Source organism: Streptomyces muensis (assembly GCF_021474425.1).
In the GTDB taxonomy this organism is placed as follows: Bacteria; Actinomycetota; Actinomycetes; order Streptomycetales; family Streptomycetaceae; genus Streptomyces; species Streptomyces muensis.
Genome location: NZ_JAKEIP010000045.1, coordinates 13,668 through 30,709 on the forward strand (window position 1 = coordinate 13,668; position 17,042 = coordinate 30,709).

General features: G+C 70.5%; 15 protein-coding genes. 11 read left to right on the forward strand and 4 right to left on the reverse strand.

Translation table 11 applies throughout. From position 1 onward, the window contains the following. The first annotated feature begins 232 nt into the window (after positions 1-232). Positions 233-919: a response regulator transcription factor gene (locus tag L0P92_RS14385; RefSeq protein ID WP_234763042.1), complete on the forward strand. Its 687-nt coding sequence runs from the start codon at positions 233-235 to the stop codon at positions 917-919. 9 nt (positions 920-928) lie between these two features. Then, on the forward strand, positions 929-2,320 hold the full coding sequence (locus tag L0P92_RS14390; protein WP_234763043.1) for a sensor histidine kinase: 1,392 nt from the start codon (positions 929-931) through the stop codon (positions 2,318-2,320). A gap of 61 nt (positions 2,321-2,381) precedes the next feature. Here L0P92_RS14390 and L0P92_RS14395 read toward each other — a convergent pair whose 3' ends face one another. Beyond that, positions 2,382-3,377 carry a TAXI family TRAP transporter solute-binding subunit gene (locus L0P92_RS14395; protein WP_234763044.1) on the reverse strand — a complete coding sequence of 332 codons (996 nt, stop codon included), beginning with the start codon at positions 3,375-3,377 and terminating at the stop codon, positions 2,382-2,384. A gap of 161 nt (positions 3,378-3,538) precedes the next feature. Here L0P92_RS14395 and L0P92_RS14400 point away from each other — a divergent pair, with 161 nt between their 5' ends. From L0P92_RS14400 to L0P92_RS14410, 3 genes are all read left to right on the forward strand, one after another. After that, complete coding sequence (locus L0P92_RS14400; protein ID WP_234763045.1) at positions 3,539-3,943, forward strand: pyrophosphohydrolase domain-containing protein; 405 nt, start codon at positions 3,539-3,541, stop codon at positions 3,941-3,943. Positions 3,944-4,011: 68 nt separating this feature from the next. Beyond that, positions 4,012-5,526 carry a tRNA (N6-isopentenyl adenosine(37)-C2)-methylthiotransferase MiaB gene (miaB, locus tag L0P92_RS14405; RefSeq protein ID WP_234763046.1) on the forward strand — a complete coding sequence of 505 codons (1,515 nt, stop codon included), beginning with the start codon at positions 4,012-4,014 and terminating at the stop codon, positions 5,524-5,526. A 103-nt stretch (positions 5,527-5,629) separates the two neighbouring features. Further along, entirely contained in the window at positions 5,630-6,370 is a 741-nt protein-coding gene (locus L0P92_RS14410) for a class III extradiol dioxygenase subunit B-like domain-containing protein (RefSeq protein WP_234763047.1), read from the forward strand. Between the two features lie 96 nt (positions 6,371-6,466). On the opposite strand, the gene L0P92_RS14415 is transcribed toward L0P92_RS14410, so the two are convergent. Together L0P92_RS14415 and L0P92_RS14420 are read right to left on the reverse strand one after the other, a co-directional pair. Then, a complete protein-coding gene (locus L0P92_RS14415; protein WP_234763048.1) occupies positions 6,467-6,736 on the reverse strand; it encodes an antitoxin in 270 nt (89 codons plus the stop codon). 24 nt (positions 6,737-6,760) lie between these two features. Then, complete coding sequence (locus L0P92_RS14420) at positions 6,761-7,030, reverse strand: hypothetical protein (RefSeq protein WP_234763049.1); 270 nt, start codon at positions 7,028-7,030, stop codon at positions 6,761-6,763. A 182-nt stretch (positions 7,031-7,212) separates the two neighbouring features. Between L0P92_RS14420 and miaA the strand changes: the two genes are divergently transcribed. The 6 genes from miaA (at position 7,213) to hflX (ending at position 15,637) form a co-directional block, all read left to right on the forward strand. Then, entirely contained in the window at positions 7,213-8,151 is a 939-nt protein-coding gene (gene miaA, locus L0P92_RS14425; protein WP_234763050.1) for a tRNA (adenosine(37)-N6)-dimethylallyltransferase MiaA, read from the forward strand. 108 nt (positions 8,152-8,259) lie between these two features. Continuing rightward, the gene (locus L0P92_RS14430) at positions 8,260-8,772 is read left to right on the forward strand and encodes a hypothetical protein (RefSeq protein ID WP_234763051.1); all 513 of its coding nucleotides are present in this window, start codon (positions 8,260-8,262) and stop codon (positions 8,770-8,772) included. 46 nt (positions 8,773-8,818) lie between these two features. Further along, positions 8,819-9,712, forward strand: coding sequence for a diaminopimelate epimerase (gene dapF / locus L0P92_RS14435; RefSeq protein ID WP_234763052.1), 894 nt, complete (start codon positions 8,819-8,821; stop codon positions 9,710-9,712). Between the two features lie 298 nt (positions 9,713-10,010). Further along, positions 10,011-12,200, forward strand: a complete 2,190-nt coding sequence (locus tag L0P92_RS14440; protein ID WP_234763053.1) for a RelA/SpoT family protein — start codon at positions 10,011-10,013, stop codon at positions 12,198-12,200. A 123-nt stretch (positions 12,201-12,323) separates the two neighbouring features. After that, the gene (locus tag L0P92_RS14445; RefSeq protein ID WP_234763054.1) at positions 12,324-13,862 is read left to right on the forward strand and encodes a M1 family metallopeptidase; all 1,539 of its coding nucleotides are present in this window, start codon (positions 12,324-12,326) and stop codon (positions 13,860-13,862) included. A gap of 281 nt (positions 13,863-14,143) precedes the next feature. Next, positions 14,144-15,637, forward strand: a complete 1,494-nt coding sequence (gene hflX / locus L0P92_RS14450) for a GTPase HflX (RefSeq protein ID WP_234763055.1) — start codon at positions 14,144-14,146, stop codon at positions 15,635-15,637. A 98-nt stretch (positions 15,638-15,735) separates the two neighbouring features. Here the strand turns inward: hflX and L0P92_RS14455 are convergent, their stop codons facing one another. Next, the gene (locus L0P92_RS14455) at positions 15,736-16,932 is read right to left on the reverse strand and encodes a trypsin-like serine peptidase (protein WP_372497261.1); all 1,197 of its coding nucleotides are present in this window, start codon (positions 16,930-16,932) and stop codon (positions 15,736-15,738) included. Positions 16,933-17,042 lie beyond the last annotated feature (110 nt).

Genomic DNA, 17,042 nt, shown 5'->3' on the forward strand with positions numbered 1-17,042 from the left:
CTGCGTCATCAGTTCTGAGGGGAATCTGAGCATCACGATCCGATAGCAATCGGACACGTGTCGTAGCACTTGAGACCGGGCGCGTACCGGCTGGATAACGGAAGCCGTGAGCAACCGGAACCCACTTGACGGCGTCCTCGTCCATCAGCGTGACTTCCATGGTGCACGCGCGCGTGCGCACGCACTGTGTACCTACCTGAATCGTACGGCCGATGAACCGAAGGAGGCCGGGATGAGACTGCTCCTCGTCGAGGACGACAACCACGTCGCCGCCGCGCTGTCCGCGGTTCTGGCACGGCACGGTTTCGACGTCACGCACGCGCGCAGCGGCGAGGAGGCCCTCCAGGCGCTGGTACCCGAGGGCAACGGCTTCGGTGTCGTCCTCCTCGACCTCGGCCTGCCCGACCAGGACGGATACGAGGTCTGCGGCAAGATCCGCAAGCGCACCAGCACCCCGGTGATCATGGTCACCGCGCGCTCCGACGTCCGCTCCCGCATCCACGGCCTCAACCTCGGGGCCGACGACTATGTGGTGAAGCCGTACGACACCGGAGAGCTGCTCGCCCGGATCCACGCCGTCAGCCGGCGCACCGTGCAGGAGGACGCCGAGGTGGGCGGCGACGGCGTGCTGCGCCTGGGTGCCGTACACATCGAGCTGCCGACCCGCCAGGTCAGCGTGGACGGTTCGGTTGTCCAACTGACTCGCAAGGAGTTCGATCTCCTCGCCCTGCTCGCCCAGCGCCCCGGGGTGGTCTTCCGCCGGGAACAGATCATCAGCGAGGTGTGGCGCACGAGTTGGGAGGGGACCGGGCGCACGCTTGAGGTGCATGTGGCGTCCCTGCGCGCCAAGCTGCGCATGCCGGCGCTCATCGAGACCGTACGCGGCGTCGGCTACCGACTCGTCGCCCCGGCGTCGTAGCGGGCAAGGGTGCGCACTCGTCTCCTCCCGCTGCTGATCGTCCTGATGGCCGCGGTGCTGCTCGCCCTCGGCGTACCGCTCGCGGTCAGCCTGGCGTCGGCCCAGCAGCAGAAGGTGGTCGTCGACCGGATCGACGACACCGCGTACTTCGCGGCGATTGCCCGGCCCGCCGCCGACACCACGACCGGCTCCCGCGACGACCTGCGCATCCTGAGCCGGGAGCTCGAGAGCTACTACGAGGTCTACGGCATCCGGGCCGGCGTCTTCCTGCCCAACGACACGCCCCTGGCCAGCGGCCCGACGACCTGGCTCCTGCCCGACACCGGCGAAGAGCGCGACGCCTTCAAGGAGTCGCTGCTCAGCCGGCGCAGCCACGACCCCAAGCAGGTCTGGCCCTGGCAGCGCAACCGCCTCGTCATCGCCTCGCCCGTCATTCGGGACGGCGACGTCGTCGCGGTCGTGGTCACCGACTCGCCGACCGGGCAGATGCGTTCGCGGATCCTGCACGGCTGGCTGATCATCGGCGCGGGGCTGACGGCCGCGATGCTGGTGGCCGTCGGGGCCGCCCTCAGGCTGACCGGGTGGGTGCTCAGGCCGGTGCGCGTCCTGGATGTCACCACGCACGAGATCGCGAGCGGCCGCATTAAGTCACGTGTCGCGGTGGCCAGCGGTCCGCCGGAACTCAGACGGCTGGCCCGGTCGTTCAACGAGATGGCGGACAACGTCGAGGACGTGCTGGAGCAGCAGCGCGCCTTCGTCGCCGACGCCTCGCACCAGCTGCGCAACCCGCTCGCGGCGCTGCTGCTGCGCATCGAACTGCTCGCCTTCGAACTGCCCGAGGGCAATGCGGAGATCGCCTCGGTGCAGGCCGAGGGCAAGCGCCTGGCGCAGGTCCTGGACGACCTGCTCGACCTCGCCCTGGCCGAGCACACCGAGGCCGACCTCCGGCTGACCGACGTGGGCGCGCTGACCGCGGAGCGCGTCGCGGCCTGGGCGCCGACAGCCGACGCCAAGGGGGTACGGCTGGTGGGCACCTGTCCGCCCACCACCGCCTGGGTCGACCCTGTGGCACTGTCCAGTGCGCTGGACGCGGTGATCGACAACGCGGTCAAGTTCACACCGCGGGACGAGCGCGTCGAGGTGACCGTCGCGTCCAACGGCAGGACGGCGACGATCGAGGTGGCCGACAACGGCCCCGGCCTCACCGACGAGGAACTCGCCCGCATCGGCGACCGCTTCTGGCGCAGCGGCCGGCACCAGAACATCAAGGGCTCGGGTCTGGGCCTGTCGATCTCCCGGGCACTGCTGGCGCCGGGCGGTGCGTCGATCGCGTACGGCCGTCATGAGCCGCACGGGTTGCGGGTGACGGTGACGGTGCCGAGGTCGGGGCCTACGCCTTAGCGGGCAGGTGCCAGGTGCTGGCCCAGGCGGCCTGCGCCACGGCCGGCCCGGGCGACCTGCCCTACGGCTTCACCGAGCGGTAGTAACGCTTGGCACCCTCGTGCAGGGTCAGCGGGTCGGTGTAGATCGCCGTGCGCAGGTCGACGAGTTGCGCGGAGTGGACGTGGGCGCCGATGCCGTCGCGACTCTTGATCACCGTCCGGGTCAGCCACTCGGTGAGCCGGGGGTCCATGTTCTTGCGGGTGATCAGCAGGTTGGACACGGCGATCGTCGGCACGGTGGCGCCGTCCTGGATGCTGGGGTAGGCCGACTCCGGCATGTTGGTCGCTCGGTAGAAGTGGGCCGCGTCCCCCTGGGCGTGCACCTTGGCGACGAGGTCCGCGTCGATCGGCACGAACCGGAACGCGGAGGTCTTGGCGATCTCCTCCAGGCCGCCCGTCGGCAGTCCGCCCGACCAGAAGAAGGCGTCCAGCTCGTCTCCCAGCCGCTTGGGCCCGGTGTCGATGCCGTCCGACCTGGGCGTGATGTCCTTCTCCGGATCGATGCCGGCGGCCTCCAGTACGCGGGTGGCGATCAGCCGCACACCGGAGTTGGGCAGCCCTATGGCCACCCGCTTGCCCTTCAGGTCCGCGACGGAGCGGATGTCCGAGTCCGGCGGGACGACGAGCTGCACATAGTCGTCGTACAGACGGGCGACGCCACGCAACCGGTCGGTGACGGGCCGGCCGCCCATCCTGAAGGTGTCCACGGCGTCGGCGGCGGCGATCGTGAAGTCGGCCTCACCGGTCGCCACGCGTTCGACGTTCTCCTGCGACCCGGCACTCGTCGTCAGCCGCACCTTCAGCTGCGGCATGTCCTTGGCGAGCTCCTCACGCAGGAGCTCGCCGTACTCCTGGTAGACCCCCGCGCGCGTGCCCGTACTGAACGTGATCGTCCCGCTCGGCGGATCCTCACCGAGCGGCAGCAGCCACCACAACAGCAGCCCGAGGGTCACCAGGCCGGCAGCCGCGCCCTCGAGGGCCCGGCGCCTGCTGATGCGGGTGGATGCCTTGAACATGGCCGCGATCCTGCCAGCCGGTACGCGGTGCTGACCAGGGCAGGGGTCACAGGGGACGCAACGGGCGGGGCTGTCGGAGCGCCGGGGTGGTCGCTGCCGCGAGCCGAGCAGTGGCCAAGGAGCGGCCGAGGAGTGTCAGACCCGGCCGATACAGTCGCCGTATGAGTTCCTCTCCCGCCGACCTGGTCCGTGAATTCCACCTCGCCTTCGGCCTCGACGCCCGCAGAACGCCGACCGAGGTCTCCCCGGAACTCGCCGCCCACCGTGGAGAGCTGCTCGCCGAGGAGGCCGCGGAGGTCGCCGAGGTCTCCGTGACCGGCCCGCTCGACAAGCTCGCGCACGAGCTGGCCGACGTCGTCTACGTCGCGTACGGCACGGCCCTGGTCCACGGCATCGACCTCGACGCCGTACTGTCCGAGATCCACCGCTCCAACATGACCAAGCTGGGCCCCGACGGCCGGATCTCCCGCAGAGCCGACGGCAAGGTCCTCAAGGGCGAGCACTACGAGGCGCCGGACGTGTCGGGCGTGCTGCGTCGGCAGGGATGGGCGACTCCCGCGCGGTAGCTCTCTCCCGCCGCTTCAGCCCCACCAGGCCGGGGCGACGGGTTCTCGCGACCGCATACCCTTGTCCCATGAGCAGCAGCGACCGGAGCCAGGCAGTGGACGTGAAGACATACGAGGTGCGTACCTACGGGTGCCAGATGAACGTCCACGATTCCGAGCGATTGTCCGGCCTGCTCGAAGACGCCGGTTACGTGCGCGCACCCGAGGGCTCCGACGGTGACGCGGACGTCGTCGTCTTCAACACCTGCGCGGTCCGCGAGAACGCCGACAACAAGCTGTACGGCAACCTCGGCCACCTCGCGCCGATGAAGACCAAGCGGCCCGGGATGCAGATCGCGGTCGGCGGCTGCCTCGCGCAGAAGGACCGCGACACCATCGTGAAGCGGGCGCCCTGGGTGGACGTCGTCTTCGGCACGCACAACATCGGCAAGCTCCCCGTCCTGCTGGAACGCGCGCGCGTGCAGGAGGAGGCGCAGGTCGAGATCGCCGAGTCCTTGGAGGCGTTCCCGTCGACGCTGCCGACCCGGCGCGAGAGCGCCTACGCGGCCTGGGTGTCGATCTCCGTCGGCTGCAACAACACCTGCACCTTCTGCATCGTCCCCGCCCTGCGCGGCAAGGAGAAGGACCGCCGCCCCGGCGACGTCCTCGCCGAGGTCGAGGCCCTCGTCGCCGAGGGAGTCAGCGAGATCACGCTGCTCGGCCAGAACGTCAACGCGTACGGCTCCGACATCGGCGACCGCGAGGCGTTCAGCAAGCTGCTGCGGGCCTGCGGCAACATCGAGGGCCTGGAGCGCGTCCGCTTCACGTCCCCGCACCCGCGCGACTTCACGGACGACGTGATCGCGGCGATGGCCGAGACCCCGAACGTGATGCCGCAGCTGCACATGCCACTCCAGTCCGGCTCGGACACGGTCCTCAAGGCGATGCGCCGCTCCTACCGCCAGGAGCGCTACCTGGGGATCATCGAAAAGGTCCGCGCCGCCATCCCGCACGCCGCGATCACCACCGACATCATCGTGGGCTTCCCGGGCGAGACCGAGGAGGACTTCGAGCAGACGCTGCACGTCGTCCGTGAGGCGCGGTTCGCCCAGGCCTTCACCTTCCAGTACTCCAAGCGCCCGGGCACCCCGGCGGCCACCATGGAGAACCAGATCCCCAAGGAGGTCGTTCAGGCGCGCTACGAGCGTCTCGTCGCCCTCCAGGAGGAGATCTCCTGGGACGAGAACAAGAAGCAGGTCGGCCGCACCTTCGACCTGATGGTCGCCGAGGGCGAGGGCCGCAAGGACGGCGCCACGCACCGCCTGTCCGGCCGCGCCCCCGACAACCGACTGGTCCACTTCACCAAGCCGGAGCAGGAGGTCCGCCCCGGCGACGTGGTGACCGTCGAGATCACGTACGCCGCCCCCCACCACCTCCTCGCCGAGGGCGCCGTCCTGAACGTGCGCCGCACCCGCGTGGGCGACGCCTGGGAGAAGCGCAACGCCGCCGAGGCCACCAAGGCTGCAGGTGTCATGCTGGGGCTCCCCAAGGTGGGCGTGCCCGAGCCGCTGCCGGCCGTCACCGGGGGCTGTGCCGTCGACTGACCTGCGGTCGACTGACGCTCGTCGGCGCGGCGAGGCATCTTCTCGAAGGGCCTCGTGGCTGCCGTCCCAGGTCGCCCCGAGGCCTCGCAGTAGGCTGCCGATCATGCTTGCCGCTGCCGCCGTCTGCCCCTGCCCGCCTCTTCTCGTGCCTCCGGTCGCCGCGGGCGCCGCGCCCGAGCTGGACGCCGCGCGGGCTGCCTGTACGGATGCGCTGGGCCTGCTCGCCGCCGCCCGACCGGACCGACTCGTGGTCGTGGGGCCCGCCGAGGGGAGCGGGAGGCTGACGTATCCCCAAGGGACACGGGGTACGTTCCGCGGCTTCGGGGTGGACCTCGACGTACGGCTGGGCCACGGCGAGGGCCAGGGCGATGGCGACGTGGCCGGTCCGGCGCCTTCGGGGCTCCGGCTGCCGTCCTCGCTCGCCGTCGCAGCCTGGCTGCTGGAGCGGACCGGCTGGTCGGACGCCCCGATCGAGGGACTCGGTGTGGGGGAACCTCTTGAGGCCGAGCGGTGTATTGAAATCGGGAGGGACATCGCCGCCCGGGCCGAGCGGGTGGCACTGCTCGTGATGGGCGACGCCAGCGCCTGCCGCACGCTCAAGGCGCCCGGGTACCTCGACGAGCGGGCGGCCCCGTTCGACGCGTCCGTCGCGCGTGCGCTGGGTGAGGCGGACGTGGCCGCCCTCAAGGAACTGGACACCGAGCTCGCGCAGGAGTTGAAGGCGTCGGGCCGGGCCCCTTGGCAGGTCCTCGCGGGCGCCGCGGAGCAGGCGGGTCTCTCGGGCGCCCTGCTGTACGAGGACGCGCCGTACGGGGTGGGATACCTGGTCGCGACCTGGTCGTAGCGCGCGCCCAACCCAGGAAGCCGACGTCGAAACGGTTTCGAAAACGGCGGACGGCCGGGAGCCGTCAAGCTCCGCGGCCGTCCGTCGAAGTGCCGTTCAGGTGGTCGGCGGGGGTGCGTCCGGCGGCGGTGTGCTGCTGCCGGTCGCCTTGTCGTCGCCCTTGTGCGCGAGTCGGTCCATGGCGCCCTTGGCCTTGCCCGTGCCCGTGTGGATCCTGTCGCTGTACTTGCCCTTGGTCTTCTCGTCGACGACCTTCGCGGCCTTTTCGAGGCCGTGGTGGATCTTGCCCTCGTGCCGCTGCGCGAGGCCGGAGACCTTGTCCTTCGCCGGGGCGAGTTTGGCTTTCAAATTGTCCTTCAGACCCATCGTTCACCTTCCCGCGCGGGGCAGTTACGTGCGGGCGCCCTCACCGGCCTCGCTGTCGGCCGCCTCGTCGGCGGACTGCTGCTTGGGGATCTCGACGCCGTCGTCGGCGTCGGTCTCGACGGACTCCGCCGTCGTCGGTTCGGCCGCGTCCTCGGCCTTGGTCTCAGCCGACCCCTTCGCCTCCGCCGCCTCTTCCGCCGCGGGCTCGGCCGTTGGTGTGTCGGCCTGGGCCTCGACGGTTGACGCCTCCTCCGTGGCCTTCGACCGCCGGAAAAGTCGTGCGAAAACGCCCATATCCACTCCATACGTTACTCGTGCGGGCGAAATCCCGCGTCGTCCGGTGCGTCCTTCTGCGCCCCCGGGTCGCCGCCTCCGCGAAACCGGCGGCGAAAACCTCGCAACAGGCAACGACCCCGCGCGTGTGCCGTCACGTAACTCGTTCGAGTCCACCCCGTGAGGTTTGCGAGACTGGAGCGGTGAGCAGCGCACCCCCCGCCCCCCGCGTCATTGCCGTAGTCGGACCCACCGCGGCCGGAAAGTCCGATCTGGGCGTCTTCCTGGCCCGGCAACTCGGCGGCGAGGTCGTCAACGCCGACTCCATGCAGCTCTACCGGGGGATGGACATCGGCACCGCCAAGCTGACGCCCGAGGAGCGGGACGGTGTTCCGCACCACCTCCTGGACATCTGGGACGTGACGGTCACGGCGTCCGTCGCCGAGTACCAGCGGCTCGCGCGGGAGCGGATCGACGCGCTGCTCGCCGAGGGACGCTGGCCGATCCTGGTCGGCGGCTCGGGGCTGTACGTCCGTGGGGCCGTCGACAACCTGGAGTTCCCCGGCACCGACCCCGAGGTCAGGGCCCGGCTGGAGGAGGAGCTCGCGCTGCGCGGCTCCGGGGCGCTGCACGCCCGTCTGGCCGCCGCCGACCCAGAGGCCGCCCAGGCCATCCTCCCCAGCAACGGCCGTCGTATCGTCCGCGCCCTCGAAGTGATCGAGATCACCGGCAAGCCCTTCACCGCCAATCTGCCCGGTCATGACTCGGTCTACGACACGGTCCAGATCGGCGTCGACGTGGCCCGACCGGAGCTGGACGAGCGCATCGCGCGCCGGGTCGACCGGATGTGGGACGCCGGACTCGTGGACGAGGTCCGCGCGCTGGAGGCGCAGGGGTTGCGCGAGGGGCGTACGGCCTCGCGCGCGCTCGGCTACCAGCAGGTGCTCGCGGCGCTCGCCGGGGAGTGCACGCTGGAAGAGGCGCGGGCCGAGACCGTACGTGCCACCAAGCGCTTCGCGCGCCGCCAGGATTCATGGTTCAGGCGCGACCCACGAGTGCACTGGTTGAGTGGGGCTGCGGCGGATCTCACAGAACTTCCGCATCTCGCACTGGCGTTGGTCGAACGACCGGTTACAGCCTGATCACGTGATGGCATCGGGACGCTCCGGCCGTCATCCGGGCCTCCGGTGCCATGCCATCATCGAGCTTCGATCGACCAAGTGGAGTCCGAGTTGGGAGGGCGCGTGGCGATGGAGGCCGGCCCTCGCGACACCGCACAAGGCACCGAGAACGTCGCCGCTGACCGGGGCGAACCGGAGCGGGACGGCGACCGTCTGAGCCCCGACGGGCCGGACGGGATCGACGAGACCGAGGACGGCGTCACCGACGACGGCCCCGAGCCCGAGGAGATGTACGCCGGCGGCCCCGAGGTCGAGGTCGAGCTGCGCCCGCAGCGCCGACTGCGCATCTGGCAGCTCGCACCCATCGTCTCCCTGGCCGCGGTCGGCTCCCTGATGTTCGCTTTCCCCCTCGCCTTCGACTTCGGCGACAGCGGGGCCGTGATCGCCATGCTGGGGCTGCTGATCTGCTCCTGCGCGGCCGGCTGGGGCATGATGGCCGCCCGCCGGGTCGGCTACACCTGGCCCGGGCTGCCGCAGCGGGGCTCCGGCCGCAGAGCGGACTGGCGGGTCGTGCTGGCGTACGCCCTGCTCGTCGCCGCGATCGTCGTGCTGGCCGTGTGGCGCGTGGCTCGCCTGCGCTGAGGGCCGTCCTTACGGGTCTGTCGTAGCGGCACCGTACGATCGAGGAATGAGCACGCGGATCGCCTTCCTCAAGGGTCACGGCACGGAGAACGACTTCGTGATCGTCCCGGACCCCGAGAACGTCATCGACCTCCCCCCGACCGCCGTCGCCGCCCTGTGCGACCGCCGCGCGGGCATCGGCGGTGACGGACTGCTGCACGTCGTGCGGTCCGCGGCGCACCCCGAGGCGAAGGACATGGCGGCCGAGGCCGAGTGGTTCATGGACTACCGCAATGGCGACGGCTCGATCGCGGAGATGTGCGGTAACGGCGTGCGCGTGTTCGCGCGCTACCTCCAGCGCGCCGGGTACGCCGCCGAGGGTGATCTCGCCATCGCCACGCGCGGGGGCGTGAAGACCGTGCACATCGCCAAGACCGCACTTAATGGCGGCTCCGGCGCGGGTGATGTCACCGTCGGCATGGGCAAGGCGCTCTTCCCCGAAGGAGACGTGACGGTCACCGTCGGTGAGCGCAGCTGGCCCGCGCGGAACGTGAACATGGGCAACCCGCACGCGGTCGCCTTCGTGGACGACCTCGCCCACGCCGGCGATCTGTACTCCGCGCCGCCGTTCAGCCCGGCCTCGGCCTACCCGGACGGGGTCAACGTCGAGTTCGTGGTCGACCGCGGGCCTCGGCATGTCGCCCTGCGCGTGCACGAGCGCGGCGCCGGCGAGACCCGGTCGTGCGGCACGGGCGCGTGCGCCGTCGCCGTGGCCACCGCGCGGCGGGACGGTGCCGACCCGGCGGTCACCGGCGCCCCCGTGACGTACACCGTCGACGTGCCGGGCGGCACCCTTGTGATCACTGAGCGGCCCGACGGCGAGATCGAGATGACCGGACCCGCGGTGATCGTGGCCGAGGGGGAGATCGACGCCGAGTGGCTGGAAACGTTCGTTCGCTGAACGGTTTCGCGAGTCGGCATCAGAGACTCGAGCCGGACGTGGCCTGAGAGTGACGCCGTCGGGACCCCTGTCGCGTTCGAGATCGCGAACGGCGGCTGGCTGTCTGGCGCAAAAACGTATACCCGCGATCCCTCGCTCGAATGGGTGATCCGTTTCACGCTCGGCGAGAGGCGGTCAGTCGCACGTGATGGGCTCGGTAGCATCAAGCACCGGCCCGGACGGGGGAGATGCCGTCATCCCCTGAGCCGTGTCCGCCATGGGGCACCCCGTTCGCCGGTCCACGCAGCCGGAGGTGCCCATGAGTGCGGAGGCAACGAATTCCGCGACGCCAGGCCCGGTAGCAGGCGCTGTGACGCCTGCGGTGCCTCGCAGGAAGGCCCGTGCCCGCATCGACCTGCGCCGCCTCGGCCGGGCGGCGTTGCTCGGCCCCGCCTCGCGCGGCCGGCTGCCCGACGCCATCAGCCATGTCGTCGACGCCCACCGGGCCCACCATCCCGACGCGGACCTCGAACCGCTGCGCCGCGCCTATGTGCTGGCCGAGTCCTCGCACCGCGGCCAGATGCGCAAGAGCGGCGAGCCGTACATCACGCACCCGCTCGCGGTGACCCTGATCCTCGCCGAACTCGGCGCCGAGACCACGACCTTGACGGCCTCTCTGCTGCACGACACCGTCGAGGACACCGACGTGACGCTCGATCAGGTCGGCGAGCAGTTCGGGGCGGAGGTGCGCTTCCTCGTCGACGGCGTCACGAAGCTGGAGAAGGTCGACTACGGCGCCGCCGCCGAGCCCGAGACCTTCCGCAAGATGCTCGTCGCCACCGGCAACGACGTCCGCGTGATGTCGATCAAACTCGCCGACCGGCTGCACAACATGCGCACCCTCGGCGTGATGCGCCCCGAGAAACAGGCCCGCATCGCCAAGGTCACCCGTGACGTGCTCATCCCGCTCGCCGAGCGACTAGGCGTCCAGGCGCTCAAGACGGAACTGGAAGACCTGGTCTTCGCGATCCTGCACCCGGAGGAGTACGAGCACACCCGCGAGCTGATCGTCGGCAACGCCTCGCGCGAGGACGATCCGCTCGCGGAGATGGCCGACGAGATGCGCACGGTCCTGCGCGAGGCCGACATCCAGGCCGAAGTCCTCATCCGGCCCCGGCACTTCGTCTCCGTGCACCGCGTGTCCCGCAAACGCGGCCGACTGCGCGGCGCCGACTTCGGGCGGCTGCTCGTGCTGGTGAACGAGGACGCGGACTGTTACGGCGTGCTGGGCGAACTGCACACCTGTATGACGCCGGTCGTCTCGGAGTTCAAGGACTTCATCGCCGTCCCCAAGTTCAACCTGTACCAGTCGCTGCACACGGCCGTGGCCCGCGCGGACGGCCAGGTCGCCGAAGTCCTCATCCGCACCCACCAGATGCACAAGGTCGCCGAGGCCGGCGTCGTCGCGCTCGGCAATCCCTACGCTCCTCCTTCGGAGGAGCAGGTCGCCGCAGGCGACGGCGAGCGCATCGACCCCACGCGCCCCGGCTGGCTCTCCCGCCTCCTCGACTGGCAGGAGGCCGCCCCCGACCCGGACACCTTCTGGTCCACCCTGCGCGAGGACCTCGCCCAGGACCGCGAGATCACCGTCTTCCGGCCCGACGGCGGCACTCTGGGCCTGCCCGAGGGCGCGACCTGTGTGGACGCGGCGTACGCCCAGTACGGCGAGGACGCGCACGCGTGCATCGGCGCCCGCGTCAACGGCCGCCTGGCGACCCTCAGCACCGTTCTGCGGGACGGCGACACCGTCCAGCTCCTCATGGGCCAGGACCCGGCATCGGAGCCCTCCAGGGAGTGGCTGGAGCACGCTCACACGCCGGCCGCCCGGATCGCCATCCAGCGGTGGCTGGCCACTCATCCCGCGCAGGGGGCCGCGGAGGCCAAGGACGCCGCGGTGGCCTTCCGGGGGGCGGCGGACGGGGCCGTGAACCAGACGGCCGCCTCGGAGGGCGCGGCCTCGCGACCGGGTGCGGAGGGTCCGCTCGGCCGGTCCGAGGGCGGCGACGTACTCGTCGACCGTCCCGGCGCGACCGTACGCCTCGCCGGCTGCTGCACCCCCGTACCGCCCGACGCGGTCACCGGATTCGCCGTGCGCGGGGGAGTGGTGACGGTCCATCGCGTCGAGTGCTCCGCGGTGGCGCGGATGAAGGGCACCGGGCGTGCGGAGGTCGGCGTGCGCTGGGGAGAGATCACCGAGTGCCGCGTCACCCTGGTCGCCGAATCGTTCGTTCGTCCCCACCTTCTGGCGGACCTCACGGAGGCGATGGCCCTGGAGGGCGCGGAGATCGTCTCGGCGACGGTCGAACCCCCGACCCAGCAGCGCGTACGGCACACCTACACGGTCCAGTTGCCGGACGCGGCGCTGCTGCCGGGGCTCATGCGGGCGATGCGGAACGTGGGGGGCGTGTACGACGTGAGCAGGGCGCAGCCGCAGACTCAGGGGGCGTGAGCAGGGCGCGGGGGCGTGAAGGCGCGGGGTGCTCCAGCGGCTGCACCCACCTGACATACCCGTTCGAGTGGGCCGGTCGCGCGTCGTCGACGCCGCCCACGCGCGCGCTGATAGCCGTGATGCATGCTGCTCACCCCCCGCACCGAGGCTCAGCGACCAGTCCCTGGCGCTCCTCGCACCCGTCCCGGAACCCGTCGACGGGCCCAGGCGTCCGCCCTGGTCGCCCTCACCGCGTCCTTCGGCCTCCTCGCCGCGAGCGCCCCGGCCGAACCCCTGGGCGTCGGCGACCGTCTCTTCCCGCAGCTGGGCAACCCCGGCTACGACGTGGCCTCGTACGACCTCTCCTTCACCTATCCCGGCACGAACAGCAAACCGCTCCAGGCCGTCACCACGATCGACGCCTGGACGACGAAGGACCTGGACCGCGTCAACCTGGACTTCGCCCACGGCAAGGTCGAGTCCGTCGAGGTCGACGGGACGCCCGCCACGTTCCGCAGCGCCGGTGAGGACCTGGTCGTCACGCCCGAGGAGCCGCTGACCGACGGCAGCTGGACGCAGATCACCGTGCGGCACACCAGCGATCCCGTGTACGGCAAGACCCGGGAGGGCGGCTGGGTGCGGACCACGGACGGCCTCGCCATGGCCAACCAGGCCGACGCCGCCCATGTCGTGTTCCCGTGCAACGACCACCCCTCCGACAAGGCGATGTTCACCATCCGGGTCACCGCACCCAACGGCTACACCGCCGTCGCCAACGGCCTGCCGACCGACGTGGACCGCGCGGGCGGATCGACGACCTGGACGTACCGCACCCGGCACCCCATGGCCACCGAGCTCGCCCAGGTGTCCATCGGCCGCTCCGAGGTCGTGCACCGCACCGGGCCGCACGGACTGCCCGTCCGGGACGTCGTGCCCGCCAAGGACCGCAAGAAGCTCGAACCGTGGCTGAAGAAGACCCCCGGCCAGATCTCCTGGATGGAGAGCAAGGTCGGGCGGTACCCGTTCGAGACGTACGGCCTGCTCATGGCCGATGCCGCCACCGGGTTCGAACTCGAGACGCAGACGCTCTCGCTCTTCGAGCGAGACCTCTTCACCGAGTCCGCCTTCCCGAAGTGGTACATCGAGTCGATCATGGTGCATGAGCTGGCGCACCAGTGGTTCGGCGACAGCGTCAGCCCGCGCGAGTGGTCCGACCTGTGGCTCAGCGAGGGGCACGCCACCTGGTACGAGACCTTGTACGCGGCGGAGAAGGCGGGCCGGCCCATGGAGGCGCGGATGAAGGCCGCGTACGCCGCCTCCGACCGCTGGCGCGCGGCCGGCGGGCCTCCCGCCGCGCCCAAGGTGGCCGCCGCCGGCAAGAAGAACGGGATCTTCCGGCCGAACGTCTACGACGGCGCGTCCCTCGTCCTGTACGCCCTCCGCCAGGAGATCGGCGCCCCGGCGTTCGAGCGCCTGGAACGCGCCTGGGTGCAGCGTCACAAGGACCGCTCCGCGACGACCGCGGACTTCGTCGCGCTCGCCGAGGACATCTCCGGACGCCACCTCGACGGCTTCATGCAGGCCTGGCTGTACGGCGAGAAGACCCCGCCGATGCCCGGTCAGCCGGAGTGGAAGTCGGCGGACCCGACGAAGCCGGCCGGGAAGAAGGCGACCGGGAAGTAGTCGGCCGGGGACAAGGCGGCTGGGAAGAACCCGGCTGGGAAGAAGACCGCCGCCAGGGCGTCCGCCGGGAAGAAGGCGGCCGGCGAATAAGGCGGTGACGAGACGGGCCGTGCCGTGCGACCATCTTCAGGTCGGCACGGCACGGTGCCGCGGGAATCTCCCGGGGTACTCGTGCGTTGTGGGTAGTGACGGACAGTTTCCGGGCGCTACGGACTCGCTCCGAAAGGCCAGAACCACTGCCACCGTCGCCGCAAACGGATTCCCATCGACGTAAGGACCCAATGACCTCCTCTTCTTCCCCTTCCCAGGACACGCAGCGCTTCGCGTACACCTATCCCGAAGGTCTTCGGGCCGATGCCCTGATGGAAGAGGACGTCGCCTGGAGCCACGAGATCGACGGAGAGCGGGACGGCGACCAGTTCGACCGCTCCGAGCGCGCGGCTCTGCGCCGCGTGGCGGGCCTCTCCACCGAGCTCGAGGACGTCACCGAGGTCGAGTACCGCCAGCTCCGTCTGGAGCGGGTCGTGCTCGTCGGTGTCTGGACCTCGGGGACGGCGCAGGACGCGGACAACTCCCTCGCGGAGCTCGCCGCCCTCGCCGAGACCGCGGGCGCGGTCGTGCTGGACGGTGTGATCCAGCGCCGTGACAAGCCCGACGCGGCCACCTACATCGGTTCCGGCAAGGCATACGAGCTCAGGGACATCGTGCTGGAGTCCGGCGCCGACACCGTCATCTGCGACGGTGAGCTCAGCCCGGGTCAGCTCATCCACCTCGAAGACGTCGTCAAGGTCAAGGTCATCGACCGTACGGCCCTGATCCTCGACATCTTCGCCCAGCACGCCAAGTCCCGAGAGGGCAAGGCGCAGGTCGCGCTCGCGCAGATGCAGTACATGCTGCCGAGGCTGCGAGGCTGGGGTCAGTCGCTGTCCCGGCAGATGGGCGGCGGCAAGGGCGGCGGCCTCGCCACCCGTGGTCCCGGTGAGACCAAGATCGAGACGGACCGGCGTCGGATCCGCGAGAAGATGGCGAAGATGCGCCGGGAGATCGCGGAGATGAAGACCGGCCGCGAGATCAAGCGCCAGGAGCGCAAGCGCCACAAGGTGCCCTCGGTCGCCATCGCGGGCTACACCAACGCCGGCAAGTCCTCCCTGCTCAACCGTCTCACGGGCGCGGGTGTGCTGGTCGAGAACGCCCTGTTCGCGACCCTCGACCCGACCGTGCGTCGGGCCGAGACCCCGGGCGGACGGCTGTACACGCTGGCCGACACGGTCGGTTTCGTACGGCACCTGCCGCACCACCTGGTCGAGGCGTTCCGCTCCACCATGGAGGAGGTCGGCGAGTCCGACCTGATCCTGCACGTGGTGGACGGCTCGCACCCGGACCCGGAGGAGCAGCTGGCCGCCGTGCGCGAGGTGATCAGGGACGTCGGCGCGACCGACGTACCGGAGATCGTCGTGATCAACAAGGCGGACGCGGCCGACCCGCTGACGCTCCAGCGGCTGATGCGGATCGAGAAGCGCTCCATCGCGGTCTCGGCCCGCACCGGCCAGGGCATCGACGAACTGCTCGCACTGATAGACAACGAGCTACCCCGCCCGTCCGTCGAGATCGAGGCGCTCGTGCCGTACACGCACGGCAAGCTGGTCGCCCGCGCCCACACCGAGGGCGAGGTGATCTCCGAGGAGCACACCCCGGAGGGCACGCTGCTCAAGGTGCGGGTGCACGAGGAACTCGCGGCGGATCTCACGCCGTACGTCCCCGCGCCGACCGCCTGAGCCGTGCTGTGGACAGCGGTGCCGTAGGCAGCCGTGCGGTAAATACACAGAAGGTCCGCCCCCTCGCGCAGGGGGCGGACCTTTCGTATGCGCGGGTGTCAGCGACCGCCGTACGTCTTGCTCATGTACTGGTACACCGATTCGGCGCCCGCTCCCAGCTGCGGGCCCGCGAGCCAGGTGTTGTCCTCAGGGCCGATGGACGTGTTCGACACCAGCTTGGTCTCGCCGTCCACCACCCGGAACCAGCCGCCGCCCGACGAACCGCCGGTCATGGTGCAGCCGATGCGGTACATCGTCGGCAAGGCCGCGCTGAGCGAGAACCGGCCCGGCTGGTCGAGGCACTTGAACATCCGCAGGCCGTTGTACGGCGGCGCCGCCGGGTAGCCCCAGGCACCCATCGTGCCGGCCTCGGTCGCCGACGGTGCCGAGAAGTCCACGTCGAGGGCGGTACCGACCGTCTCCTCCAGTGACTTGGAACCCTGCTCCGGCTTCACATGCAGCACGGAGTAGTCGTACGCGGCACCCGCGCCGCCCGTCTCCGAACCGCCCTGGATCCACTCGTTGGAGGTCGAGACCCAGTCCGCCCACCAGTTGCCGTACGGCGCGATCTCGGTGGCGTTCGCGTTGCTCAACTGCGCCGCGGACTTGCCGAGGTCGTTGTACGCCGGGACGAAGACGATGTTGCGGTACCAGCCGCCGTCGCCACCGGCGTGCACACAGTGGCCGGCCGTCCAGACGAGGTTGGACTTGCCGGGGTGGTTGACATCCTTGATGACCGTGCCGGAGCAGACGGCCGGGCCGTCCGGGGAGTCGAAGAAGACCTTGCCGACCGGGGCCGCGTTGTCGTGGTACGGCGTCTTCTCGGCCGTGGCCTGCACGGGGGCCGGCTCCGGGTCGCTCACGCCTTGGTCGGCGGAGGCGTCCTGCGTGGTGACCGTCTTGGTGGCCTCCTTGGCGGACTGCATCCGATCAGGCTTCCAGAGGCCCTCGATCACCGGGTTGACGAAGTCCTTGGCCTCGCTCAGCCACTTGTCCTTGTCCCAGTCCTGCCAGCCGCTGCTGTTCCACTTGTCGACATCGATGCCGTGCTCCTTGAGCTTGTCCTCGATGTCGGACGGGATCTGGATCTTGCCGTCGCCGATCTCCTCGGCAGCCCTGGACGCGGCGGCATCGGCCTGGCCGTTCGCCGCGTCCTCCACCGATCCGCCACAGGCGGTCGCGGTGAGCGTGAGGGCGGCGACGAGGCCGGTGGCGGCCAGGGCGGAGCGCCGCTTACTGCGTGGAGCTGTGGGCATGTGTGTGGAACGCATGGTGCGGTAACCCCCGTTGGAACGTGCTGAGCCGTTGTGCGACCCCTCGGCCGCGACACCCCACTATGCCCGTGGAGTTGAGGGCGAACGGCGGT